Origin of the sequence: Streptomyces coacervatus (assembly GCF_029223485.1) — a bacterium.
GTDB lineage: Bacteria > Actinomycetota > Actinomycetes > Streptomycetales > Streptomycetaceae > Streptomyces > Streptomyces coacervatus.
Genome location: NZ_JARHTP010000015.1, coordinates 130,669 through 152,709, shown reverse-complemented (window position 1 = coordinate 152,709; position 22,041 = coordinate 130,669). Strand labels below are relative to the sequence as shown.

The following is a 22,041-nucleotide window of genomic DNA, read 5'->3' as shown; positions in this document are numbered from 1 at the left end:
GCCCACGTACCCCTTGCTCACGTCCTGCCGCCCCTCGGTGACGATCGGTCAAGCCCAGCGCATGCTCCCGCAGTTGCGCCTGCCCACCCTTGCGGAGGACGATCCTACGGTTGTGCACCGGGGGCGCATCAAGAGTCTCACGTGGACACGCGCGCGGGCGTACGGTCCCAGTCCTCCGGAAGTGACGGTACAACCCAGGACGGATCCGGGCGCCAGTGCTGCCAGCCGTCGCTGAACGGAGGGCCCCAGGCCCGGATCACCTCCACCGCGGACCGCCCCGCCTTCCGTACCTGTTCGGCGGCCGACGAGTCCATCAGCCCGTCCAGCTGGGCCTGCGCGAACTCGTCCTCGTCACGCCAGTGCCAACTGCGGTCCGGGTGCACGGAGATGTCGAGGAAGTGGTCCTCGGAGTCGACCCCGCCGTCCCAACGCACCAGCGGCGACTCAAGATTCACGTACCAGTTCTTGAACTGCCAGCCCGGTTCCCAGAACAGCCACACCGACCAGGGCTCACCGGGGCGGGCCAGCTTCAGGACGCCCGTGCCGAACCAGTGGTCGAGCTGGACGGTACGGGGCTTGGTGTAACGGGATTCGAGGGGTTCGACATGCACGGGGGTGCCGTCGGCGAGGACGGGCTTCACGCACTCGGTGCCGGGCGCCAGCCAGACGGCGAGCAGCTCGTCGTCGTCCCGGACGACGGTGACGGGGCGCGCGATGTGGAAGCGCGCGCCGGCGTTCTCCCGATAGCGCCACAGGATCTCTGTCCCGGGGGCCCAGCACCCCGTCCGCGCCGCCGGAACCCGGTCCGCTTCCGCTCTCACCGCTCCACCCTCTGCCATGCACAGATATTAGGTGCCCAGGGCATACGACGCTGCGGCGCGCGTCACGGTTCGCGGCGGCGCGACGAAAGGTTACGGATGCGTCATACGCAGGACATCCAGCGCCTCGTCGAGCTGCTCCACCGTGAGGTCGCCGCGCTCCACATACCCGCCGTCCAGGACGACTTGGCGGATGGTCCTGCGCTCGGCGAGGGCCTTCTTGGCGACCTTGGCGGCCTCCTCGTACCCGATGTACTTGTTGAGCGGGGTGACCACGGAGGGCGACGACTCGGCGTACTCGCGGGCCCGCTCCCGGTGCGCGGTGATCCCGTCCACGGTCCGGTCGGCGAGCAGTCGCGAGACATTGGCGAGCAGCCGGACCGACTCCAGTACGTTCCTGGCGATGACCGGCAGCATCACATTGAGCTCGAAGTTGCCGGCGGCCCCGGCGGTGGCGACGGTGGCGTCGTTGCCCACGACCTGGGCGGCGACCATGAGCACGGCTTCCGGGATGACCGGGTTGACCTTGCCGGGCATGATCGACGAACCGGGCTGGAGGTCGGGGAGGCTGATCTCGGCGAGTCCGGTCCGGGGGCCCGACGCCATCCACCGCAGATCGTTGGCGATCTTGGTCAGCCCGACGGCGATGGTCCTGAGCTGCCCGCTCGTCTCGACGATCCCGTCCCGGGCGCCCTGCGCCTCGAAGTGGTTGCGGGCCTCGGTGAGCGGCAGCCCCGTGACGCGGGCGACCTCCTCGATGACGGCGGCGGAGAAGCCCGGCGGGGTGTTGATGCCGGTGCCGACCGCCGTCCCGCCGAGGGGCAGCTCGGCGAGGCGGGGCAGGGCCGCGTACAGCCGCTCGACGCCGTACCGGATCTGGGCCGCGTAGCCGCCGAACTCCTGCCCCAGGGTCACCGGCGTGGCGTCCATCAGATGCGTCCGCCCGGACTTCACGACGTCCGCGAACTCCTCGGACTTGCGGGTGAGAGCGTCGGCGAGGTGCTCCAGGGCGGGGATCAGGTCGCGGGTGACGGCGGCGGTGGCGGCGATGTGGATGGAGGAGGGGAAGACGTCGTTGGACGACTGGGAGGCGTTCACATGGTCATTGGGGTGTACGTCCCTGCCCAGCCGCTCGGTGGCGAGGGTGGCGATGACCTCGTTGGTGTTCATGTTCGACGAGGTGCCGGAACCGGTCTGGAAGACATCGATCGGGAAGTGCTCGTCCCAGTCCCCCCGGGCGACCTCCTGGGCCGCCTCCTGGATCGCCTCGGCGACGTCCTTGTCGAGCACGCCGAGCCGCGCGTTCACCTTCGCCGCGGCGCCCTTGATCCGGGCCAGGGCCTCGATGTGGGCGCGCTCGATGCGCTGGCCGGAGATCGGGAAGTTCTCGACGGCACGCTGCGTCTGGGCCCGCCACTTGGCGTCGGCGGGGACGCGGACCTCGCCCATGGAGTCGTGCTCGATGCGGTATTCGCTCATGCCCGTATAGCGATCGGGGAGGTGGGGATGTTCCGGACTTTGGGCCGGCCGGGGGTTGTTGTCCAGGCCGGTGGACGCCGGTGCCGTCGTCAGCGGCCCGGAACGCCGAACCGGCCGGTGCACGCGGGCTTTCCGGCGACCTCGGCGCACGCCTGAGCCCCGCGCGGGTCCGACGCGGCCAGCATCGGGCTGGTGTATCCGTCCTCCTTGTCGCCCTGGTACTCCGCGGACAGCTCGTCCTGGCCCGCCCTGATCGAGATCTCCCGCGCGCCGCCCGTCCGGGTGCGCAGCTGGGACCAGACCGTGCCGCAGGACGGCGAGAACCGCAGCAGCACCACCTCGGCGGCCCTGACGACCCTGCTCTCCGTGCGGGCGTCCCGGTCGCAGGTCTCCGAGGTGGGGAGTTCGCCCTGGCAGTCGCTGCCGTGGCAGGAGGCTGCCGCCCTCGGCGCCGGGGCGTGGTCGGGGTCCAGTACGTCCGCGGCGGCCGCGGTGACCGCCACTGTGGCGGCCATGGTGGCGAGGGCGACGACGGCGCGGCTCGGCCGGCGGATGCGGCGGCGTCGTACGACGACGGGCGGCGCGGGCGGGACCGGCTGCCGTTTCGCGGTGGCCGCCTCGTCGGCCTGTGCCCGGGAGGCGGCGTCCCACAGGGCGAGCAGCGGGCCGGGTTCGGCGTCCGCGAGCCGGCCGAGCGCCACCACCGCCGCCCGGGGCGGGAACTGGTCGCCGTTCAGATAGCGGTGCCAGGTCGACTTGCTGAACGGGGTGACGGTGGCCAGTGCGGCCAGGCTCAGCCCCGTCCGTTGCTTGAGGGCCCGCAGCCGCTCCGTCAGGAGCCGCCCTTCGTCCTGCGACGCGTCGGGCAGCGGCTGCCTCTTGACCGTCACGTGGCTCTCCATCTCGCTCCCTCGCCATGCCGGGGTGACCGCCTTGATGTGTTCCCGGCGGCGGCGCCCGGTCATCCCACGATCACCGGAATATGAAGGGGAGTTGACCGAGTTGACCTGCGATTACGCCACTCGGGGGTGTGATCGGCCGATTTACCGGCCGGTGCCTCCCGGCGGGCTCTCATGGCCCGCCTGGAGGCACCGGAGATCATCGGTGGTGCGGTCGAGGGGCCGTCAGCACCAGCGGACGGTGCTGAGGTTGCGCACGTAGCGGGCGGAGACGTAGCCCTTGTGGTGGGCGAGCTTGTACCAGCGGTGGTTGCCCCGGACGCCGGAACCCCGCACCTTGCAGGTGAGGGCCACACTGCCGCCGACGGGCCGCGCGCCGATGACGCGGTAGCCGGTGCCCGGTCCGGACCGGACGTTCAGCGGCAGATGGCGGGTGGTGACGTAGCCCCAGGTGTGGGTCGCGACGATGTGCCGGATGCCGTGGTTGTGCCGGTTGTGCCGGATGTGGCGGATCTGGCGGTGGTGGCGGGCGGCGTGGGCCTTCACGTGGTGGCGACCGTGGTGGCAGTTCGGCGCCTTGGGGGCCTTCGGCGTCTTCGGCCTGATGGGCAGCGTGGACGGGGTGGCCACCGGCTGCCACCCCGTCACGACGGAGATCTGCGGGGGAGTGGAGTTCAAGGCGTGGGCCTGCGCGGCCGGCCCGGCGGAGGCGACGGCCGCCACCGGGAAGACGGCGACGACCGCGAACGCGGCCACCAGGCCACTGCGCAGTGTGCGTCGAATCATGGGTTGTCCCTCCGAGATGACCTGCGGATCACGGGCTGTGATCCAGTCAGCACGGAGCGTTTCCGGCGAAGTTCGCAAAGATGCCGTCCCGCTCGTTCCTGGGACGAACTGGGACGGCATCCAGGCATTCACCCGTCCCGGGACGGCATCCTTCAGCCCGTCCGGCGTTTGAGGACGAGGCCGTTCAGGCCGACCGGGGGTCCAGGGGGCAGAGCCCCCTGGCGGGGCCGAGCCGCTACGCGAGCCCAGGCCCCCGCACCGGAATCGACGTGAACGTCGGCGCCGGCGCCGGATCCTGGAAGAAGTCGTTGCCCTTGTCGTCCACCACGATGAACGCCGGGAAGTCCTCGACCTCGATCTTCCAGACGGCCTCCATGCCGAGCTCCTCGTACTCGACGACCTCGACCTTCTTGATGCAGTCCTGGGCGAGGCGGGCGGCCGGCCCGCCGATCGAGCCGAGGTAGAAGCCGCCGTGCGCGTCACACGCATCGGTGACCTGCTTGCTGCGGTTGCCCTTGGCGAGCATGACCTTGGAGCCGCCGGCGGCCTGGAACTGCTCGACGTAGGAGTCCATGCGCCCGGCCGTCGTAGGACCGAAGGAACCGGACGCGTACCCCTCGGGGGTCTTGGCCGGTCCCGCGTAGTACACGGGGTGGTCCTTCAGGTATTGCGGCATCTCCTCGCCCGCGTCCAGCCGCTCCTTGATCTTGGCGTGCGCGATGTCGCGGGCGACGACCAGCGGGCCGGTGAGCGAAAGCCGTGTCTTCACCGGGTACTTGGTGAGCTCGGCGAGGATGTCGTCCATCGGCTGGTTGAGGTCGATCCGGACGACGTCGGACGACTCGTCGAGATGCTCGTCGGTGGTCTCCGGCAGGAAGCGCGCCGGGTCGGTCTCCAACTGCTCCAGGAAGACGCCCTCGGGCGTGATCTTCGCCAGCGCCTGCCGGTCGGCGGAGCAGGAGACCGCGATGGCGACCGGGCAGGACGCACCGTGCCGCGGAAGCCGGACGACCCGCACGTCGTGGCAGAAGTACTTGCCGCCGAACTGTGCACCGATCCCGATCTTCTGCGTCAGCTCGAAGACCTTCTGCTCCAGGTCCTTGTCGCGGAAGCCATGACCGAGCTCGGAGCCCTCGGCGGGGATCTCGTCCAGGTAGTGCGCGGAGGCGTACTTGGCGGTCTTCAGCGCGTACTCGGCCGACGTGCCGCCGACGACGATCGCCAGGTGGTACGGAGGGCAGGCGGCCGTACCCAGCGAACGGATCTTCTCCTCCAGGAACTTCATCATGGAGGACTCGTTCAGGACGGCCTTCGTCTCCTGGTACAGGAAGGACTTGTTGGCGGAGCCGCCGCCCTTCGCCATGAACAGGAACTTGTACGCGCCGCCGTCGGTGGCGTAGAGCTCGATCTGCGCAGGCAGGTTGGAGCCGGTGTTCTTCTCGTCCCACATGGTGAGCGGGGCCATCTGCGAGTACCGCAGGTTGAGGTTCAGATAGGCGTCGTAGATGCCGCGGCTGAGAGCCGCCTCGTCGCCGCCCTCGGTGAGGACGTTCTGTCCGCGCTTGCCCATGACGATCGCCGTGCCGGTGTCCTGGCACATGGGGAGCACGCCCGCGGCCGCGATGTTGGCGTTCTTCAGCAGGTCGAGGGCCACGAACTTGTCGTTGCCGGACGCCTCGGGGTCGTCGATGATGCGGCGCAGCTGGGCGAGGTGGGCGGGCCGCAGATAGTGCTGGATGTCATGGATGGCCTCGGCCGCCAGCTTGCGCAGCGCCTCCGGCTCCACCTTGAGGAACGTCCGCCCGTCGGCCTCGAAGGTGGCCACACCCTCGGAGGTCACCAGCCGGTACGGGGTGGTGTCCTCTCCCATGGGGAGCAGATCGGTGTACGCGAACTCAGGCATCTCAGCCCATTCCTCACTCGACGGACGACGGCCCGCCGACACTGGCGAGCGCTCACCAGCGTAGAACCTGCCTCTGACAGCAGGCTTGTGAGGTTGTCCTCAGTCGGCCCGGCGGTCATTGCCGGTTTGGGGTAGTCGCGATCTATCGCGTTTCGCTACGCTGTTGTCGTGGACCTTCAGAAGAGTGCCCAACACCCGGACGCGGCAGCACGCCAGGACACGACAGCGCGGGCTTCCGAACTGCGCGCCTCGGACGCCGACCGTGACCGCATCGCCGACATCCTGCGCGACGCCCTCGCCGAGGGGCGCCTGACCGCCGACGAGCACGCCGAGCGCGTCGAGGGCGTGCTCGCCGCCAAGACGGTCGGTGAGCTGGAGGTCTTCATACGGGACCTGCCCGCCGCCCACCGGCACGGCGCGGCCCCCGCCTTCGCCGCGGCCCCGAACCGCCCCACGGCGGGCGCGATCCCGGCCTACCCGGACGACAACGTGGTGGCGGTCTTCAGCAGCGCCGTCCGCAAGGGCCGCTGGCGCGCGGGCCGCCGTATCCATGCGTACGCGATCTTCGGCAGCGTGGAGATAGACCTCAGCGAGGCGCTCTTCGAGTACCAGCAGGTCGCGATCAAGACGCTCTCGGTCTTCGGCAGCGTCGAGGTCCGCGTCCCGGAGAACGTGTCGCTGCGCGGCACCGGCGGCGGTGTGCTCGGCAGCTTCGAGGTGGACACCCTCGACTCGACCGATCCGGACGCCCCGGTCGTCTACATCGACGGCTGGGCCGTGATGGGCAGCGTCGAGGCGCGACCGAAGCGGGGCAAACTCGTCGCGGACATTCTCGATCGGGTTCAGAGCAAGGTCGACAAGAGTTTGCGCAAACACCTGGATCGTTGACGGTTGCGAATCCGGCCGCGCGGGAAGGGAATTGGTCCACCCGCGGTCGGGGTCGGCAGACGCTCAGGACCACCCGAAAACCAGCGGTTCGGAACTCAGTGCATAGGCGCGCGTACAGCGGGTAGGCCTTGCTGCATCGTCGCTCGCTCGCGAAGCCGTCGTCAGGAGTAGACCGTGCTGCAACCGCCGCATTCGTCCCTGCAGGTAGCTGCCGTTCCGGCCCAGCGGGTGCCAGTGCGGGACAGGGACCAAGACGCTCCATGGCACACCGAGGCGGTGTGCCGGCGCGACGAGGCCGGCCTGTTCTTCGCACCCTCCAAGGAACCCACCGCCGCCCGGCTCTCCCGCGAGGAGGCGGCCAAGCGCGTCTGCGCCCGCTGCCCCGTCATGGTCGAGTGCCGCGAGCACGCACTCCTGCAACCAGAGCCCTACGGCGTCTGGGGTGGCCTCACCGCCGCGGAACGCCGAGTGGTGCTGGCCCGACGCCGCCGCCGCGAGATGGAACTCAAGAAGACGGCACGCACACAGGGCCGCATAGCAGCAGCGGGCTGACCGCCCCTCACATACGCCGATGGGGCGCCCCCACCGCACCGGGGGCGCCCCATCGATATCACTGCTGCCGGCGCTTCTGGAGCGCGCGGGAACTGCACCCCCCTAGGGGCGCGGGGAACTGCGCGAGCAACCACGAATTAGCCGCAGCCGCCGACGATTCGCAGTCCCCCCTGCTCAGGCGCTACTTGGCGCGATCAAAGTCAATCGCGCTATAGGCCCGCAGCTTGCTGAGCCGATGCTCCGAGTCGATCCGCCGCACCGTCCCCGACTTCGATCGCATCACGATCGAGTCGGTGGTCGCATTCTCCGACCGATACCGCACACCCCGCAGCAGCTCACCGTCGGTGATCCCGGTGGCGACGAAGAAGACGTTCTCGCCCGACACCAGGTCGTCGGTCGTCAGCACCCGATCCAGATCGTGCCCGGCGTCGATCGCCCGCGCCCGCTCCTCGTCGTCCTTCGGCCACAGCTTGCCCTGAATCGTGCCGCCCAGACACTTCACGGCGCACGCGGAGATGATCCCCTCCGGCGTACCGCCGACACCGAGCAGCATGTCGACCCCGGTGCCCTCCCGCAGCGCGTAGATCGACCCGGCGACGTCACCGTCGGAGATCAGCTTGATGCGCGCGCCGGCCTCCCGGACCTCCTTGATGATGCCCTCGTGCCGAGGCCGGTCGAGGATCACCACGGTCACGTCCTCCGGGGTGGACCGCTTGGCCTTGGCGACGCGACGGATGTTCACTGCCACAGGCGCGTCGATGTCGACGAAATCCGCCGCCTCGGGCCCCGTGACCAGCTTGTCCATGTAGAAGACGGCGGACGGGTCGAACATCGACCCGCGGTCGGCGGCCGCCAGCACGGCAATGGCGTTCGGCATGCCCTTGGCCGTCAGGGTGGTCCCGTCGATCGGATCGACGGCGATGTCGCACTCGGGCCCGGTCCCGTCACCGACGCGCTCCCCGTTGAAGAGCATCGGGGCCTCGTCCTTCTCGCCCTCGCCGATGACGACCACGCCGTTCATCGACACGGTGGAGACGAGGGTCCGCATGGCGCGCACCGCGGCACCGTCGGCGCCGTTCTTGTCGCCCCGCCCGACCCAGCGGCCCGCGGCCATCGCGGCTGCTTCGGTCACCCGGACGAGCTCCAGGGCGAGGTTGCGGTCGGGGGCTTCACTGGGGACTTCGAGTTCGGACGGCAAGTGATGATGCTCGGTCATCGAGGCGCACCTTTCTGATACGACGACGGCCGGATGAGGGTTCGACCATCGACTCTATCGTCAGTCCGACAAAATGAGCAGGGGACCCCACGGATGAGCGAGCCGGGCACCTGCGACGATAGAGGGCGTGGCAGGTTCGAACGGCAAGCAGAAGACGGTCCGGGACATGATTCTCTCCCTGGGCCTCATCGGGATCGCGGCGGCACTCATCTACGTCTTCATCCCGCACGACGACTCGCCTCCGGACATCCCGCGGGTCGACTACCGCGTCGAACTGCTCACCGCGCGCCGCGCCGCGGCCTACCCGGTGGCCGCCCCCGAGGGCCTGTCCAAGGACTGGAAGGCGACCTCGGTCCGCTTCCGGGGCGACGAGTTCGACGCCTGGCACCTGGGTTTCCACACCCCCGACGGCCAGTACGTGCAGATCGAGCAGTCGACTCAGAAGCCGTCGGCGTTCATCGACGAGGCCAGCCAGGGGGCGAAGGCGACGAAGGCCACCGAGGAGATCGACGGCCGCACCTGGACGCGCTACACCGGCGGCCGCTACGACGCCCTCGTGCTCCCCGGCAAGAGCTCCACGACCGTGATCGCGGGCACGGGCTCGTTCCAGCAGCTGACGGAGATGGCGCAGGCGCTGAAACTGGCGTAGCCGCCGCGTACGTATGACGAAGGCCCCCGGGCGCTGCTGCCGGGGGCCTTCGTCATACGTGTGGCTCAATACGTGTGGCTCAGACGGTGGTGACGACCTCGTCGTACTCCAGGCGCGGGGAGCGCGGGAACCAGGCGTCCTCGCCCGGCTTGCCGATGTTGACGACCATCAGCGGGGTGTGGTCGTCGTCCAGGAACTCCTTCTGGACGCCCGCGAAGTCGAGACCGGTCATCGGGCCGGCGGCGAGGCCGGCGGCACGGACGCCGACGATGAAGTACGCGGCCTGCAGGGCGGCGTTCAGCGCGGCGGCACCCTCGCGGGCCGGGCGCTCGGAGAAGAAGACGTCCTTGGCGGCCGGGAAGTGCGGGAAGAGGGCCGGCAGCTCCTCGTGGAACTCGTTGTCCGCGGAGAGGATCGCGACCAGTGGGGCGGTGGCCGTCTTCGGCTGGTTGCCCTCGGCCATGTGCTTGACCAGGCGCTCACGGGCCTCGGCGGAACGGACCAGGGTGATGCGCAGCGGCGACTGGTTGAAGGCGGTCGGGCCGTACTTGACCAGGTCGTAGATGGCCTGCACCTGCTCGTCGGTCACCGGCTCGTCGGTGAAGGTGTTCGCGGTGCGGGCCTCGCGGAAGAGCAGGTCCTGGGCGGCGGGGTCGAGAACGAGAGACATGCGTGGACTTCCTCGGGTGGAGCCTGGGTCCGGATTACCGGACCGCGGTCCGGATCGGCTGACGAGACCGACCGTACGCGAATGAAGTTCAAGCTTCAACAAAAAGCCGGGTGTGGTGATCCGCTTCACAGTGAAGCGTCCCGGCGGTTAGTCGTCGCCGTCCGATTCGGCCTCTTCTTCCTCGGCGAGAGCCGCGTCCAGCCGCGCCCGCGCCCCGTCCAGCCACCGCCGGCACACCTTGGCCAGCTCCTCGCCCCGCTCCCAGAGCGCGAGGGACTCCTCCAGCGTCGTGCCGCCCGCCTCCAGCCGTCGTACGACCTCGATCAGCTCGTCCCGGGCCTGCTCGTACCCGGGCGTCTCTTCCGCCACCTTGCTGGTCATTCGCCCACCCTATGCATCTGCTCGGCATCCACCCGTACGGAGAACTCACCCTCGGACACCCGCGCCCGCAGCGCCTCGTCCGCCGTGACCTCGGCCGGGTCGCGGACGACGTGACCGTCGGCCTTCTGCAGCACGGCGTACCCGCGCTTCAGGGTGGCGGCGGGGGAGAGGGCCACCACGCGCGCGTGCGTGTGCGTCAGCTCGGAGTCGGCGCGGTCGAGGAGGTGGCCGAGCGTGCGCCGCGAACGGTCGACCAGCGAGGCGACATGATCGGCCCGCTCGTCGATCATCCGGTGCGGATCCTCCATCGAGGGCCGGGCCAGCGCATGGGCGAGCCCGCGCTCCTCCCGCTCGACGAGGGCCTCGACGCACCGCCGCGCACGATTGCGCAACTGCTGCACGCGCTCGTACTCCTCCCCGACATCCGGTACGACCTTCTTGGCGGCGTCGGTGGGGGTGGAGGCGCGCAGGTCCGCGACGTAGTCGAGGAGCGGAGTGTCCGGTTCGTGCCCGATGGCGGACACGACGGGCGTACGGCAGGAGGCGACGGCGCGTACCAGCTGCTCGTCGGAGAAAGGAAGCAGATCCTCGACGCTGCCGCCCCCGCGCGCGACGATGATGACGTCCACGTCGCCCGCCTCGTCGAGCTCCTTCACGGCCTGCACGACCTGCGGGACCGCGTGTACGCCCTGTACGGCGACGTTGCGCACCTCGAAGCGGACGGCGGGCCAGCGGTGCCGGGCGTTCTCCAGGACGTCCCGCTCGGCGGCGGAGGCGCGTCCGCAGACGAGCCCGATGAGCTGCGGAAGGAAGGGCAGGGCCTTCTTCCGCTCGGGCGCGAACAGCCCCTCGGCGGCGAGGGACTTCTTCAACTGCTCCAGCCGCGCGAGGAGTTCACCGACCCCCACGGGCCTTATCTCGGCGGCCCGCAGGGACAGCTGCCCCCGCGGCGCGTACCACTCCGGCTTCGCGTATACGACGACCCGCGCACCCTCGCTCACCACATCGGCCACGGCGTCGAAGACCTGCCGGTAGCAGGTGACGCCGACCGAGATGTCGTGCGACGGATCCCGCAAGGTCAGAAACACGACGCCGGCGCCGGGCCGCCGCGAGAGCTGAGTGATCTGCCCCTCGACCCAGACGGCCCCCAGCCGGTCGATCCACCCCCCGATGAGCCGCGAGACCTCACCGACGGGCAGCGGAGCTTCTGCGGACGTGTTGAGAGCCATGCCGCGAGAGTAACGGCCGTGACTGACAACGCAGGCCAGCTCCACCCAGCCCGTCCGGCGTTTGAGGACGAGGCCGTTCAGGCCGAAAGCGGGGGTCTGGGGGCGCAGCCCCCAGGGACGGGACGGGTAGGGGCGGCGGGGGCGAAAAGGGCGCGATCATCGCCCCACCGAACGCGGCCTTACGATGGATCGCATGACTGCTTCGCCTGGCCGCCGTGTCCTGCTCGCCGCCCCCCGTGGCTACTGCGCGGGTGTGGACCGCGCCGTGATCGCCGTCGAGAAAGCCCTGGAGCAGTACGGGGCTCCGATCTATGTCCGCCACGAGATCGTCCACAACAAGTACGTCGTGCAGACCCTGGAGAAGAAGGGCGCCATCTTCGTCGAGCGGACGGAGGAGGTCCCCGAGGGGAGCATCGTCATGTTCTCCGCGCACGGCGTGGCCCCGGTCGTCCACGAGGAGGCCGAGCGCGGCAGGCTCGCCACCATCGACGCCACGTGCCCGCTGGTCACCAAGGTCCACAAGGAAGCCGTCCGCTTCGCCAATGAGGACTACGACATCCTCCTGATCGGGCACGAGGGCCACGAGGAGGTCATCGGCACCTCCGGTGAGGCCCCCGACCACATCCAGCTCGTCGACGGACCGGGGGACGTGGCCAAGGTCGAGGTCCGCGACCCGTCCAAGGTCGTCTGGCTGTCCCAGACCACCCTCTCGGTGGACGAGACCATGGAGACCGTCGACGCCCTGCAGGAGAAGTTCCCGCAGCTGATCTCGCCGCCGAGCGACGACATCTGCTACGCCACGCAGAACCGCCAGCTCGCGGTGAAGCAGATGGGCGCCGAGGCCGAGCTGGTGATTGTCGTCGGCTCCCGCAACTCCTCCAACTCCAAGCGGCTGGTGGAGGTCGCCAAGCTGGCCGGCTCCCGCGAGGCCTACCTGGTGGACTTCGCCAGTGAGATCGACGAGGCCTGGCTGGAGGGCGTGAGCACGGTCGGAGTCACCTCCGGCGCCTCCGTTCCCGAGGTCCTGGTCGAGCAGGTCCTGGAGTGGCTCTCGCAGCGCGGCTTCGAGGACGTCGAGATCGTCAAGGCGGCCGAGGAGTCCATCACGTTCTCGCTGCCCAAGGAGCTCCGCCGCGATCTGCGCGAGGAGGCCGCGGCGCTGATCGCGGAGCGAACGGACACCTCGCCGGAGTGACTGTCAGTCGTCCGTCGTAACGTAGAGCCATGCAGATCTTCGGTGTGGACATCGGCGGATCCGGGATCAAGGGCGCCCCGGTGGACCTGGACAAGGGCGACCTGGCGGAGGAGCGCTGCAAAGTGCTCACTCCGCACCCGGCGACGCCGGACGGCGTGGCCGACGGCGTGAAGCAGGTCGTCGAGCACTTCGGCTGGACCGGCCCGGTCGGCCTCACCTTCCCCGGCGTGGTCACCGGCGGATCCACCATCCGTACGGCGGCCAATGTCGACAAGAGCTGGATCGACACGGACGCGCGCGCGTTGTTCAGCGACCGCCTGGGCGGCCTGCCGGTGACGGTGGTCAACGACGCGGACGCGGCGGGCGTCGCCGAGATGCACTTCGGCGCGGGCCGCGACCGCCCGGGCACGGTCATCCTGCTCACCTTCGGCACCGGCATCGGCAGCGCCCTGTTCGTCGACGGCGCCCTGGTGCCCAACACCGAGCTGGGCCACCTGGAGCTACACGGCCACGACGCGGAGAAGCGCGCCTCCAGCAAGGCCAAGGAGGACGGCGAGCTGACGTGGGAGCACTGGGCCCGCCGCGTCACGAAGTACCTCGCCCACGTCGAGATGCTCTTCTCGCCCGACCTGTTCATCATCGGCGGCGGCGTCAGCCGTAAGTCCGAGAAGTTCCTGCACTTCATCGAGGGCATCAAGGCGGAGATCGTCCCGGCGCAGCTGCAGAACAACGCGGGGATCGTGGGGGCGGCGATGCATGCCGCGGAGCATTAAAGCCTGAGCCTGAGCCGGGACCTGGGCCCTGGCACTCGGTCTGGACCCGGGTCCGGACCTGGGTCTGGACCCGGGTCTGGGCTAGTACATGGGCGGACGGCGGCGGTCCGTGCGGTGGTGCATCAGGACGGCCTTCCGTGCGATCACGATCACGCCCGCGACAAGGGTCCCCCCGTAGAGCCACCCGGCCTGCGTGGCCAGCGCCGTCACCAGTCCCATCAGCCGGCCGAGCAGCCCGCCGCTGCTGTCGGCCACGGGAAGCAGGCCCGCCGCGAAGGCGATCGGTACGACGACGGGTGCGGTCGCCAGATCGCCCTTGCGCACCCAGACCGCGGTCAGCAGGCACACCGGCAGGAACAGCACGCCGTACAGGGTCAGCGACGCCCCGAACAGCAGCTGGTCGAGAAAACCGAGCGCGAACATCAGCGCCCCGCAGAACAGACCGCCGCCCAGCCCGGTCAGCCGCGGGTTGGGCAGCCGCCGTACGGTCTCGATCAGCGGCGGACCCGGTTGGCGCCCGGCCGCCGGCTGGGCGGCCGGGCGGCGCTGTGCGGCAGGTCGCGCAGCACCGCCCGCGCCCCCGCCGCTTCCGCCGTGCTTCGCCTGCGGGGGCAGCGGGGGCGTGCCGCGTCGTGTTCCGTTGTGCGGGCGTCCCGTCCCGTGTTGCTCCACCGGACCAACTTAGGTCGGTTTATGTGTGCAATCGCCCCTCAGACACGCCGATGGGCGGAGCTTGGCCAAGCGTTCGACGGGGCGCCGGGGCGGCGACCGGTACGCCGTAGACTGGTGGATCGGCCCGCCCGTGCACCGAAGAAGGACCGGGCCCCAGCCCCAGTCCTCTGATGTCTCTCACGTACGGGAAGTCGCAACGTGTCGCTCACGATCGGAATCGTCGGTCTGCCGAATGTCGGCAAGTCGACCCTGTTCAACGCCCTGACCAAGAACGACGTGCTCGCGGCCAACTACCCGTTCGCCACGATCGAGCCCAACGTGGGCGTGGTCGGCGTCCCCGACGCCCGTCTGACGAAACTGGCCGAAATCTTCGGCTCGCAGCGCATCCTTCCGGCCACCGTCGACTTCGTCGACATCGCGGGCATCGTGAAGGGCGCGTCCGAGGGCGAGGGCCTGGGCAACAAGTTCCTCGCGAACATCCGTGAGTCCGATGCCATCTGCCAGGTCATCCGCGCCTTCAAGGACGAGAACGTCGTGCACGTCGACGGCAAGGTCTCGCCGAAGGACGACATCGAGACGATCAACACCGAGCTGATCCTCGCCGACCTCCAGACCATCGAGAAGGTCCTCCCGCGCCTCCAGAAGGAGTCGCGCATCAAGAAGGACGTGGCGCCGAAGGTGGCGGCGGTCGAGGCGGCGAAGGAGATCCTGGACAAGGGCGACACCCTCTTCTCCGCGGGCATCGTCCAGGGCTCCGGCAACGAGGAACTCCTCCACGACCTGCACCTGCTGACCACGAAGCCCTTCCTCTACGTCTTCAACGTCGACGAGGACGAGCTGCTCGACGAGGACTTCAAGGCCGAACAGCGCGCCCTGGTCGCCCCCGCCGAGGCGATCTTCCTCAACGCCAAGCTCGAGGCGGACCTCGCGGAGCTCGACGAGGAGGACGCCATGGAGCTCCTGGAGTCCGTCGGCGCCGAGGAGCCCGGCCTCACCACCCTGGCGCGCGTGGGCTTCAACACCCTCGGCCTGCAGACCTACCTCACGGCCGGCCCCAAGGAATCCCGCGCCTGGACCATCAAGCAGGGCGCCACCGCCCCCGAGGCCGCCGGTGTCATCCACACCGACTTCCAGAAGGGCTTCATCAAGGCGGAGGTCATCTCCTTCGCCGACCTGGTGGAGACGGGCTCGGTGGCGGAGGCCCGCGCGAAGGGCAAGGCGCGGATGGAGGGCAAGGAGTATGTGATGCAGGACGGGGACGTGGTGGAGTTCCGCTTCAACGTCTAAGCCCCCGCAGTCCGGCCCCGCTCCCTCACCCGTCGGCAAGCCTCCGCATACCCCCGCACCAACGGTCTGCGGTCCCCCTTCCGCCAGGCCAGGACATACCGGCTGGGTGTCACCCCGCGCACCGGTCGTGTCACCACGCCGCCCAGGGTGATCAGGGGGACGTTGCCGGCGGCCACCAGGCATACGCCGAGGCCCGCGACCAGGGCCTCGTACGTCTCCTCCGTGCTGGCGATCTCCGCGCCGATGCGGGGGAGGCGGCCCTCGCGTTCTTCGAGCGCCAGCCAGTAGTCCCTCAGCGGTCCTGCGGTCTTCGGCAGGGCGAGGAAGGGTTCCTCGGCGAGGTCGGTGAAGTCGATTTCCGTGCGGGGTGCGAGGGGGTGGGTGTCGGGGAGAGCGACCAGGCGGGGTTCCTCGGCGACGAGTGTCCAGGCGTAGCGGTCCTGGTCGGGCAGGGGCAGCCAGACGAAGGCCATGTCCGTGTCGCCGTCCGCCAGGCCCGCGGTGGGGTCGTCCCAGCTCACCTGGCGCAGGCGGACCGCGGCCCCGGGGTGTGCGGCGGTGAAGCGGGAGCGGATCGCGGGCAGCAGGCCGCCGCGGCCGGGGCTGGTGCTCATGCCCACCACCAGCGTGCTGCGCTGCTCGGCCCGTGCCTCCTCCACCGCCAACGCACCCTCGGCCCACGCGTCCAGCACCCGTCGGGCATGCGGCAGCAGCGCCGCGCCCGCCGCGGTGAGCGCCACGCCGTGCCGGTCGCGCCGCAGCAGCTCCGCCCCCAACTGCCGCTCCAGCGCCCGGATCTGTTTGCTCAGCGCGGGCTGCGAGACGTACAACCGCTCGGCCGCGCGCGTGAAGTGCAACTCCTCGGCGACCGTGACGAAGTAGCGCAGGTCCCGCACATGGACGTCCGCCGTCATAGCCATCGGTAATCACCGTAGGTCTTGGACGGGCAACTCGCCACAGGAGCAGCCTGGTTCACGAGTTGCCGAGAGAGGGTGAGTTGTCGTGAACAAGGTGTGGTTGATCACCGGTGCCAGCAGCGGACTCGGGCGGGCCGTCGCCGAGGCGGCCGTCGCCGACGGAGATGTCGTGGTGGGCGCCGCACGGCGGCCCGAGGGGCTGGACGACCTCGTGGCCGCCCACCCCGACCAGGTCGAGGCGCTGCGGCTCGATGTCGCGGACACGACGGCCGCCGAACCTGCCGTACGGGACGTGGTGGCGCGGCACGGCCGGATCGATGTCCTGGTCAACAACGCCGGCCGCGGCCATGTCGGCGCCTTCGAGGAGACCACCGACGACGAGCTGCGTGCCCTGTTCGACGTGCATGTCTTCGGCCCCGCTGCCCTCGTGCGCGCCGTACTGCCGTACATGCGCTCCCGGCGCACCGGCGCGATCGTGCAGATGAGCAGCATGGGCGGGCAGACGTCCTACCCCGGCTTCTCGGCGTACAGCGGAACGAAGTTCGCCCTGGAGGGCATGTCCGAGGCGCTCGCGGGCGAGGTCGCGGAGTACGGCATCAAGGTGCTCGTCGTCGAACCGGGCGCCTTCCGTACGTCGCTGTACGACGGGACGCAGGCCAGCGTCGACGGCGGGGCGTACGCCACCGTGGGCGGTACCCGCGCGATGGTCGACGCCGGTTTCGACGACCGGGCCGGCGACCCGGCCAAGGCGGCGGCTCTCATCCTGGCCGCGCTGGAGTCGGGGCAGAGCCCGCTGCGCCTGCCGCTCGGCGACGACGGCGTGAGTGCGGTCCTCGACCACCTGGACCAGGTGCGCGACGACGTCCTCGCCTGGGAGAAGCGCACCCGCCGCACGGGCTTCCGCGACTGAGCCGCCGCACTGGCCGACGGTCAGATCCCGTCCACCCACGCCACGGTGAACGGCTCCTCGGGCACCCCCTGCCCCATCGGCCCGCCCTTGTCGAACTGCGAGCGGACGACCAGCAGCCGGCCGTGGGTGCGGGCGATGGTCGTCGGGATCTGCAGCGCGGTGTCGGTGAATCGCTGCTGCAGGCGGGCCGACGTACCGTCCGCGGAGAGCCGCCAGCGGCTGAGGGTGTTGGTGGCGTTGTGCGCGGCCCACAGGGTGCCGTGGGCCAGCTCCAGGCCGTCGCCGTTCTTCAAGTCACCGCCGTTCAGGGTGACTCGGCTTGCGGATCCGGTGACCGTGCCCACCCGGTACAGACCGCCGCCGGTCATGCCGACGGCGAGCAGGTACCGCCCCCACGGGTCGACGACGATGCCGTTGAGGAAGAGCCCGTCGGGCGGGGCCACGGCGCTCAGGTCGTAGGCGGCGTCGAGCGTCGCGCTGCCGCCGCGGGCGCGGTCCAGGTCGGCCGGGGTGACGCGGTAGACCACCGGGCGGGTGCTGTCGGTGAGGTAGGCCGTGCCGTCCGGCCCGAGCGCCAGGTCGTTGACGAAGGAGGGGGCGCTGCCGGGCACGGTGAAGCGGGCGAACAGGGCGCGGGTGCGCAGGTCATAGACGTCCACCCCGGCGGTGGAGTCGATGACCCACAGGCGCCCGCCCCGGTCCACCTTCAGACCGTTGGCGGTGGTACGGCCGTCGGTGCCGGACGGCAGGAAGACCTCGGCCGCACTGCTGCCGCGCGCCGCCCGGTACACCGCGCCGGTCGTGTACGAGCCGACGTACGCGTCGCCGCTGTACGGGTCCAGGGCGATGCCTTCGGGGTAGGGGCGGCCGCCGGGGAGCGTGAAGGCGGTGCTGATGCGGACCGCGGTGGTCGCCCGGGCGGTGGTCGCCGGAAGGGCCGTGGCGAGGGCCAGGCCGACGCTGCTGGTGAGGAAGGTACGGCGGTGGATCGAACGGGACACGCTGGTGCCTCTCGATTCGGCTTCGGCTTCACATTCCATGACGTAGGCGAATCTATGTTAGAGCTCTAATCATCGTCAATACATTAATGATGGTGTGGGTTCGTATCGACGATCGCCCCGATATCATGCGCTGATGACGTCCATGCCCGCCTCCGAGCGCCTCGGCTCGCACCTCAAGCTGGCCGAGCAGGCCCTCATGGCGACCAAGGCCGCGGTCCTCAAACCGGCGGGCGTGACCGTCGCGCAGTACTCCGCGCTGCTCCACCTCTCCGAGAACCCCGGCATCTCGGCCGCGGCCCTGGCCCGCCTCTGCGGGGTCACACCGCCGACGATGAACACGATCCTGAACAACCTCCAGGACCGCGCCCTGATCGCGCGCACCCCCCACGAGTGGCACAAGAACGTCCTGGAGACCCGCCTCACCGACGAGGGCCGCGCGGTGATGGCCGACGCGGACGCCCGCGCCGTACGCGTGGAGCGGGCCCTGGCGGCCGAGTTCACGGACGAGGAACGCGCGGCGCTGGTGGGGCTGTTGGGGCGGTGCGTGGAACTGCTGGAGACGGAGCGCGGGCGGGCCTAGGAGCCGCCCATTCCGCCTACGCTCACCTCACGCTTACCATGCGCCCAGTCGTACGCCAGTTCTGTGCGTCAGCCCCCTGAACCAGGAGCACGGTATCCGTGTCCATACCTCCGCCCCCTGGGCCCCACCAGCCCCAGGAATCCCAGGAGCCCCAAGGGCCGTATCCGCAGGGCCAGTACCCGTACCCGCAGCCCTACGCCGCTCCCGGGCCGTACCCGTACCAGCCCTGGGGGCAGGGCTACAGCCCGTACAACAGCCCCGCGCCCGTCAACGGGGTCGCCATCGCCTCCCTGGTCCTCGGCATCCTCTGCTTCGTCCCGGCCATCGGGCTCGTCCTGGGGCTGGTCGCGCTGGCGCAGATCCGGAGGAAGGGCGAGCGGGGCAGGGGCATGGCCGTCGCCGGCGCGGTCCTCTCCTCCCTCGGGCTCGCGCTGTGGGTGGCGGGGATCGCCGGCGGCGCGGCGTCCGACGTCTGGGGCGGCTTCAAGGATGCCGGGCGCGACAACGGCAGCGCCTACTCCCTCGCCAAGGGCGAGTGCTTCGACGCCCCGAGCGGATCCCTTCAGGGCGTGGCCTACGACGTCGACAGGGTGCCCTGCGCCGGCCGGCACGACGGCGAGGTCTTCGCGGCCTTCAAGATGACGGGCGGCGCCGGCTACCCCGGGGACGGCAAGGTCACGGACACCGCCGACGCCAGGTGCTACGCGCTGCGCTACGACTACGCCATGGACGCCTGGGCCGTACCCGACGACGTCGACGTGTACTACCTGACGCCGACCCCGCAGAGCTGGAAGCAGGGCGACCGCGAGGTCACCTGCCTGTTCGGCAACACCGACGAGAAGGCCGGACTGAAGGGTTCGCTGCGCAACGACGGGCGGACCCTGGACGCCGAGCAGATCGCCTACCTCAAGGCCGTCAACGTCGAGAACGCCGCCCTGGACAGACAGCCCCTGGACAGCCCCGACGACGATCTGCAGGCCAGCCGCGCCTGGGCCGGACAGATGTCGGCCGCGCTCACCGAGGAGGCCGGGATGCTGCGCGCCCACCCGTGGCCGGCCGGGGCGAGGACGCCGGTCGCGAAGGTCGCCAAGGAGGTCGGGGCGAGGCAGGAGGAGTGGGCGCGCGCCGCGAAGGCCGACGACGTGAACAGCTTCTACGAGCACTACGACCGCATCATGGCGCTCTCGGCTCCCGGCGGCGCTGTCACCGCCCGCAAGGCTCTGGGCCTGGCCACGACCCCGCCCTCGTCCGAGGACGACAGCAGTGGCGGGGGCGGCGGCACAGGCGGCTCCGGGTTCGAGGTGTGACGGCGGCTATAGCGGGGAGAAAGTGCCTGCGTAAAGCCCTCCGCGGGCACATGTCATCACATCGAGTGATTCTCTGGCCTTTGCTTGCACCGTAGAACCCACGGTTGCCAGGCTGTTGCTGTCTGTACAACCTGATGGGAGCGGCCAGTGACTTTCGGTGAGCAGCCGGCGTACCTGCGCGTCGCGGGTGATCTCCGCAAGAAGATCGTCAACGGCTCGCTGCCACCGCACACCCGCCTCCCCTCCCAGGCCAGGATCCGTGAGGAGTACGGCGTCTCGGACACCGTCGCCCTGGAGGCGCGCAAGGTGCTGATGGCGGAAGGCCTGGTGGAGGGCCGCTCCGGGTCGGGGACGTATGTCCGCGAGCGCCCGGTGCCCCGCAGCGTCGCCCGCTCCGGGTTCCGTCCGGCCGGCGGGGCCACGCCCTTCCGTCAGGAGCAGGCCGACGGCGAGGGGCGCGGCACCTGGGAGTCGAGCAGCGCCCAGGCCGAGGCGAGCAGCTCCGTCGCCGAGCGGCTCGCCATCAAGCCCGGCGACCGTGTGATGTGTACGAGATACGTCTTCCGGGAGGCAGGCGAGGCGATGATGCTCTCCACCTCCTGGGAGCCCCTCGCGGTCACCGGCCGCACCCCCGTGATGCTCCCCGAGGAGGGCCCGCTCGGCGGCATGGGCGTCGTCGAGCGCATGGCGGCGATCGACGTGATCGTGGACAACGTCACGGAGGAGGTCGGCGCCCGCCCCGGCCTCGCCGAGGAGCTTCTCGCCCTCGGCGGCGTCCCCGGTCATGTCGTCCTGGTCATCCAGCGCACCTTCTTCGCGTCGGGCCGCCCCGTGGAGACGGCCGACGTCGTCATCCCCGCCGACCGCTACCGCGTCGCGTACCACCTCCCAGTGAAGTAGCGCACACCTTTACGGCAGTTGACCCCTGTGCCCCCTCGCCGTGACCCCCTCCGGGCAGCCTCGGAGCCTGCTCGTCCGCCGGTGGAATCTGGCCGTTCTCGCAGGTCGTCCCACGCGTGCCCAGCATGCCGCTGACCGGATGCGTCGACCTCTGTGCACGGCGCATCCGAGTCCGTGCGCCCCCCTCGCTCTGGCCGGTTGCGTACCTCTTTGTGAAAAGCCGTGTTCGCTGCGTAAAGGTTAGGCGTAGGCTCGGGCATATGCGGATTGCGGTTTCCTTATGGGGCGGGGCCAGGCACCAACCGCGGGCGGAGAGCGGTGAGGTCGGAGCGGGAAGGAGCGGTGGGGCGCGATGAACGACGGTACGATCACGCTTCCCTGGCTCGTCATACGGCAGGACGACAACGGCAATCGCTACCGCGTGGGCCGGTATGCGACCCGGGCCGAGGCCCAGAAGATCGCGGACAGCCTCGATGACCGCGGACACAAGCAGCTGTACTGGGTCGAGCGCATCGGTCAGAACGGGCAGAACGGAACGGCCACGGCCAACTGATCCCGGAGTCCCGTAGGCTCCCGCGCATGACGGAACGGATCGTGGTGGTGGGCGCCGCCCTCTTCGACGGCGACCGCCTCCTCGCCGCGCGCCGCAGCGCACCCCCCGAACTCGCCGGCCGCTGGGAACTGCCCGGCGGCAAGGTGGAGCCCGGCGAGACCCCCGACGCGGCCCTCGTACGCGAACTGCACGAGGAACTCGGCGTGGCCGCCGAGGCCGTAGAGCATGTACCGGGCGAGTGGCCTCTGAAGCCGCCGTATGTCCTCCAGGTGTGGACTGCCCGGCTCCTCCCGGGCTCCGCGGATCCCAAGCCCCTCGAAGACCACGACGAACTGCGCTGGCTCGCTCCGGATGAGCTGTGGGACGTCGACTGGCTCGATCAGGACATCCCAGCCGTGCGCGAGGTAGCCGAGGTTAGGGGCGCGGGGCTGTGACATCAGCGGCTCCGCCGCGGGGCGCGACCAGCCACAACAAAC

The 22,041-nt window shown here is 70.1% G+C and carries 24 protein-coding genes; 12 read left to right on the top strand and 12 right to left on the bottom strand.

Annotation, left to right across the window (positions count from 1 at the left end; all coding sequences use genetic code 11):
- Positions 1 to 137: 137 nt before the first annotated feature.
- The 5 genes from fomD to P2Q00_RS32685 all read right to left on the bottom strand — a co-directional run bounded on the left by fomD (position 138) and on the right by P2Q00_RS32685 (position 5,885).
- Positions 138 to 839, bottom strand: a complete 702-nt coding sequence (fomD, locus tag P2Q00_RS32705) for a cytidylyl-2-hydroxypropylphosphonate hydrolase (protein WP_275777067.1) — start codon at positions 837 to 839, stop codon at positions 138 to 140.
- Between the two features lie 72 nt (positions 840 to 911).
- Positions 912 to 2,297, bottom strand: coding sequence for a class II fumarate hydratase (locus tag P2Q00_RS32700; RefSeq protein WP_275777065.1), 1,386 nt, complete (start codon positions 2,295 to 2,297; stop codon positions 912 to 914).
- Between the two features lie 89 nt (positions 2,298 to 2,386).
- Entirely contained in the window at positions 2,387 to 3,187 is an 801-nt protein-coding gene (locus P2Q00_RS32695) for a helix-turn-helix domain-containing protein (protein WP_275777063.1), read from the bottom strand.
- 234 nt (positions 3,188 to 3,421) lie between these two features.
- Positions 3,422 to 3,982, bottom strand: a complete 561-nt coding sequence (locus P2Q00_RS32690) for an SH3 domain-containing protein (RefSeq protein ID WP_275777061.1) — start codon at positions 3,980 to 3,982, stop codon at positions 3,422 to 3,424.
- Between the two features lie 235 nt (positions 3,983 to 4,217).
- Positions 4,218 to 5,885, bottom strand: coding sequence for a fumarate hydratase (locus P2Q00_RS32685; RefSeq protein WP_275777059.1), 1,668 nt, complete (start codon positions 5,883 to 5,885; stop codon positions 4,218 to 4,220).
- A gap of 168 nt (positions 5,886 to 6,053) precedes the next feature.
- On the opposite strand from P2Q00_RS32685, the gene P2Q00_RS32680 reads away from it, so the two are divergent.
- Both P2Q00_RS32680 and P2Q00_RS32675 read left to right on the top strand, forming a co-directional pair.
- On the top strand, positions 6,054 to 6,773 hold the full coding sequence (locus P2Q00_RS32680) for a DUF1707 SHOCT-like domain-containing protein (RefSeq protein WP_338059364.1): 720 nt from the start codon (positions 6,054 to 6,056) through the stop codon (positions 6,771 to 6,773).
- A 174-nt stretch (positions 6,774 to 6,947) separates the two neighbouring features.
- Complete coding sequence (locus P2Q00_RS32675) at positions 6,948 to 7,325, top strand: WhiB family transcriptional regulator (protein ID WP_030929529.1); 378 nt, start codon at positions 6,948 to 6,950, stop codon at positions 7,323 to 7,325.
- Between the two features lie 181 nt (positions 7,326 to 7,506).
- Here P2Q00_RS32675 and glpX read toward each other — a convergent pair whose 3' ends face one another.
- Positions 7,507 to 8,541: a class II fructose-bisphosphatase gene (gene glpX, locus P2Q00_RS32670; protein ID WP_275777055.1), complete on the bottom strand. Its 1,035-nt coding sequence runs from the start codon at positions 8,539 to 8,541 to the stop codon at positions 7,507 to 7,509.
- A gap of 127 nt (positions 8,542 to 8,668) precedes the next feature.
- Here glpX and P2Q00_RS32665 point away from each other — a divergent pair, with 127 nt between their 5' ends.
- Entirely contained in the window at positions 8,669 to 9,190 is a 522-nt protein-coding gene (locus tag P2Q00_RS32665) for a DUF4245 domain-containing protein (RefSeq protein WP_275777054.1), read from the top strand.
- A 79-nt stretch (positions 9,191 to 9,269) separates the two neighbouring features.
- Here the strand turns inward: P2Q00_RS32665 and P2Q00_RS32660 are convergent, their stop codons facing one another.
- The 3 genes from P2Q00_RS32660 to xseA all read right to left on the bottom strand — a co-directional run bounded on the left by P2Q00_RS32660 (position 9,270) and on the right by xseA (position 11,470).
- Complete coding sequence (locus P2Q00_RS32660) at positions 9,270 to 9,860, bottom strand: malonic semialdehyde reductase (protein WP_275777052.1); 591 nt, start codon at positions 9,858 to 9,860, stop codon at positions 9,270 to 9,272.
- Between the two features lie 147 nt (positions 9,861 to 10,007).
- Positions 10,008 to 10,241: an exodeoxyribonuclease VII small subunit gene (locus P2Q00_RS32655; protein ID WP_275777050.1), complete on the bottom strand. Its 234-nt coding sequence runs from the start codon at positions 10,239 to 10,241 to the stop codon at positions 10,008 to 10,010.
- Positions 10,238 to 11,470, bottom strand: coding sequence for an exodeoxyribonuclease VII large subunit (xseA, locus tag P2Q00_RS32650; RefSeq protein WP_275777048.1), 1,233 nt, complete (start codon positions 11,468 to 11,470; stop codon positions 10,238 to 10,240). Before xseA ends, P2Q00_RS32655 begins: the two co-directional genes overlap by 4 nt.
- 184 nt (positions 11,471 to 11,654) lie before the next feature.
- On the opposite strand from xseA, the gene P2Q00_RS32645 reads away from it, so the two are divergent.
- Positions 11,655 to 12,665, top strand: a complete 1,011-nt coding sequence (locus P2Q00_RS32645) for a 4-hydroxy-3-methylbut-2-enyl diphosphate reductase (RefSeq protein ID WP_275777046.1) — start codon at positions 11,655 to 11,657, stop codon at positions 12,663 to 12,665.
- A 29-nt stretch (positions 12,666 to 12,694) separates the two neighbouring features.
- Positions 12,695 to 13,438 (top strand): polyphosphate--glucose phosphotransferase, encoded by a 744-nt coding sequence (ppgK, locus tag P2Q00_RS32640; RefSeq protein ID WP_275777045.1) that lies wholly within the window; start codon positions 12,695 to 12,697, stop codon positions 13,436 to 13,438.
- Between the two features lie 81 nt (positions 13,439 to 13,519).
- Here the strand turns inward: ppgK and P2Q00_RS32635 are convergent, their stop codons facing one another.
- Positions 13,520 to 14,110 (bottom strand): DUF6542 domain-containing protein, encoded by a 591-nt coding sequence (locus P2Q00_RS32635; RefSeq protein WP_275777044.1) that lies wholly within the window; start codon positions 14,108 to 14,110, stop codon positions 13,520 to 13,522.
- A 198-nt stretch (positions 14,111 to 14,308) separates the two neighbouring features.
- Here P2Q00_RS32635 and ychF point away from each other — a divergent pair, with 198 nt between their 5' ends.
- Positions 14,309 to 15,397 carry a redox-regulated ATPase YchF gene (ychF, locus tag P2Q00_RS32630; protein ID WP_275777042.1) on the top strand — a complete coding sequence of 363 codons (1,089 nt, stop codon included), beginning with the start codon at positions 14,309 to 14,311 and terminating at the stop codon, positions 15,395 to 15,397.
- On the opposite strand, the gene P2Q00_RS32625 is transcribed toward ychF, so the two are convergent.
- Positions 15,394 to 16,317, bottom strand: a complete 924-nt coding sequence (locus P2Q00_RS32625) for a LysR family transcriptional regulator (RefSeq protein WP_275777040.1) — start codon at positions 16,315 to 16,317, stop codon at positions 15,394 to 15,396. The two genes, ychF and P2Q00_RS32625, sit on opposite strands and share 4 nt — an antisense overlap.
- A gap of 82 nt (positions 16,318 to 16,399) precedes the next feature.
- On the opposite strand from P2Q00_RS32625, the gene P2Q00_RS32620 reads away from it, so the two are divergent.
- Positions 16,400 to 17,224: an SDR family NAD(P)-dependent oxidoreductase gene (locus P2Q00_RS32620; RefSeq protein WP_275777039.1), complete on the top strand. Its 825-nt coding sequence runs from the start codon at positions 16,400 to 16,402 to the stop codon at positions 17,222 to 17,224.
- Positions 17,225 to 17,244: 20 nt separating this feature from the next.
- Here the strand turns inward: P2Q00_RS32620 and P2Q00_RS32615 are convergent, their stop codons facing one another.
- The gene (locus P2Q00_RS32615; RefSeq protein WP_275777037.1) at positions 17,245 to 18,225 is read right to left on the bottom strand and encodes an SMP-30/gluconolactonase/LRE family protein; all 981 of its coding nucleotides are present in this window, start codon (positions 18,223 to 18,225) and stop codon (positions 17,245 to 17,247) included.
- A gap of 133 nt (positions 18,226 to 18,358) precedes the next feature.
- Here P2Q00_RS32615 and P2Q00_RS32610 point away from each other — a divergent pair, with 133 nt between their 5' ends.
- From P2Q00_RS32610 to P2Q00_RS32590, 5 genes are all read left to right on the top strand, one after another.
- On the top strand, positions 18,359 to 18,805 hold the full coding sequence (locus P2Q00_RS32610) for a MarR family winged helix-turn-helix transcriptional regulator (protein WP_275777035.1): 447 nt from the start codon (positions 18,359 to 18,361) through the stop codon (positions 18,803 to 18,805).
- A 98-nt stretch (positions 18,806 to 18,903) separates the two neighbouring features.
- Positions 18,904 to 20,112, top strand: coding sequence for a DUF4190 domain-containing protein (locus P2Q00_RS32605; RefSeq protein WP_275777033.1), 1,209 nt, complete (start codon positions 18,904 to 18,906; stop codon positions 20,110 to 20,112).
- 147 nt (positions 20,113 to 20,259) lie between these two features.
- Positions 20,260 to 21,012, top strand: a complete 753-nt coding sequence (locus tag P2Q00_RS32600; protein ID WP_275777031.1) for a GntR family transcriptional regulator — start codon at positions 20,260 to 20,262, stop codon at positions 21,010 to 21,012.
- A gap of 352 nt (positions 21,013 to 21,364) precedes the next feature.
- A complete protein-coding gene (locus P2Q00_RS32595; RefSeq protein WP_266959676.1) occupies positions 21,365 to 21,565 on the top strand; it encodes an SPOR domain-containing protein in 201 nt (66 codons plus the stop codon).
- Positions 21,566 to 21,591: 26 nt separating this feature from the next.
- Complete coding sequence (locus tag P2Q00_RS32590) at positions 21,592 to 21,999, top strand: (deoxy)nucleoside triphosphate pyrophosphohydrolase (RefSeq protein WP_275777028.1); 408 nt, start codon at positions 21,592 to 21,594, stop codon at positions 21,997 to 21,999.
- The last annotated feature ends 42 nt before the right edge of the window (positions 22,000 to 22,041 follow it).

Bases quoted from the DNA above. Each gene is read 5' to 3' on its own strand.
- fomD (WP_275777067.1), bottom strand. From the start codon at position 839: ATGGCAGAGGGTGGAGCGGTGAGAGCGGAAGCGGACCGGGTTCCGGCG.
- P2Q00_RS32700 (WP_275777065.1), bottom strand. From the start codon at position 2,297: ATGAGCGAATACCGCATCGAGCACGACTCCATGGGCGAGGTCCGCGTC.
- P2Q00_RS32690 (WP_275777061.1), bottom strand. From the start codon at position 3,982: ATGATTCGACGCACACTGCGCAGTGGCCTGGTGGCCGCGTTCGCGGTC.
- P2Q00_RS32685 (WP_275777059.1), bottom strand. From the start codon at position 5,885: ATGCCTGAGTTCGCGTACACCGATCTGCTCCCCATGGGAGAGGACACC.
- glpX (WP_275777055.1), bottom strand. From the start codon at position 8,541: ATGACCGAGCATCATCACTTGCCGTCCGAACTCGAAGTCCCCAGTGAA.
- P2Q00_RS32660 (WP_275777052.1), bottom strand. From the start codon at position 9,860: ATGTCTCTCGTTCTCGACCCCGCCGCCCAGGACCTGCTCTTCCGCGAG.
- P2Q00_RS32655 (WP_275777050.1), bottom strand. From the start codon at position 10,241: ATGACCAGCAAGGTGGCGGAAGAGACGCCCGGGTACGAGCAGGCCCGG.
- xseA (WP_275777048.1), bottom strand. From the start codon at position 11,470: ATGGCTCTCAACACGTCCGCAGAAGCTCCGCTGCCCGTCGGTGAGGTC.
- P2Q00_RS32645 (WP_275777046.1), top strand. From the start codon at position 11,655: ATGGATCGCATGACTGCTTCGCCTGGCCGCCGTGTCCTGCTCGCCGCC.
- ppgK (WP_275777045.1), top strand. From the start codon at position 12,695: ATGCAGATCTTCGGTGTGGACATCGGCGGATCCGGGATCAAGGGCGCC.
- P2Q00_RS32625 (WP_275777040.1), bottom strand. From the start codon at position 16,317: ATGGCTATGACGGCGGACGTCCATGTGCGGGACCTGCGCTACTTCGTC.
- P2Q00_RS32610 (WP_275777035.1), top strand. From the start codon at position 18,359: ATGACGTCCATGCCCGCCTCCGAGCGCCTCGGCTCGCACCTCAAGCTG.
- P2Q00_RS32595 (WP_266959676.1), top strand. From the start codon at position 21,365: ATGAACGACGGTACGATCACGCTTCCCTGGCTCGTCATACGGCAGGAC.
- P2Q00_RS32590 (WP_275777028.1), top strand. From the start codon at position 21,592: ATGACGGAACGGATCGTGGTGGTGGGCGCCGCCCTCTTCGACGGCGAC.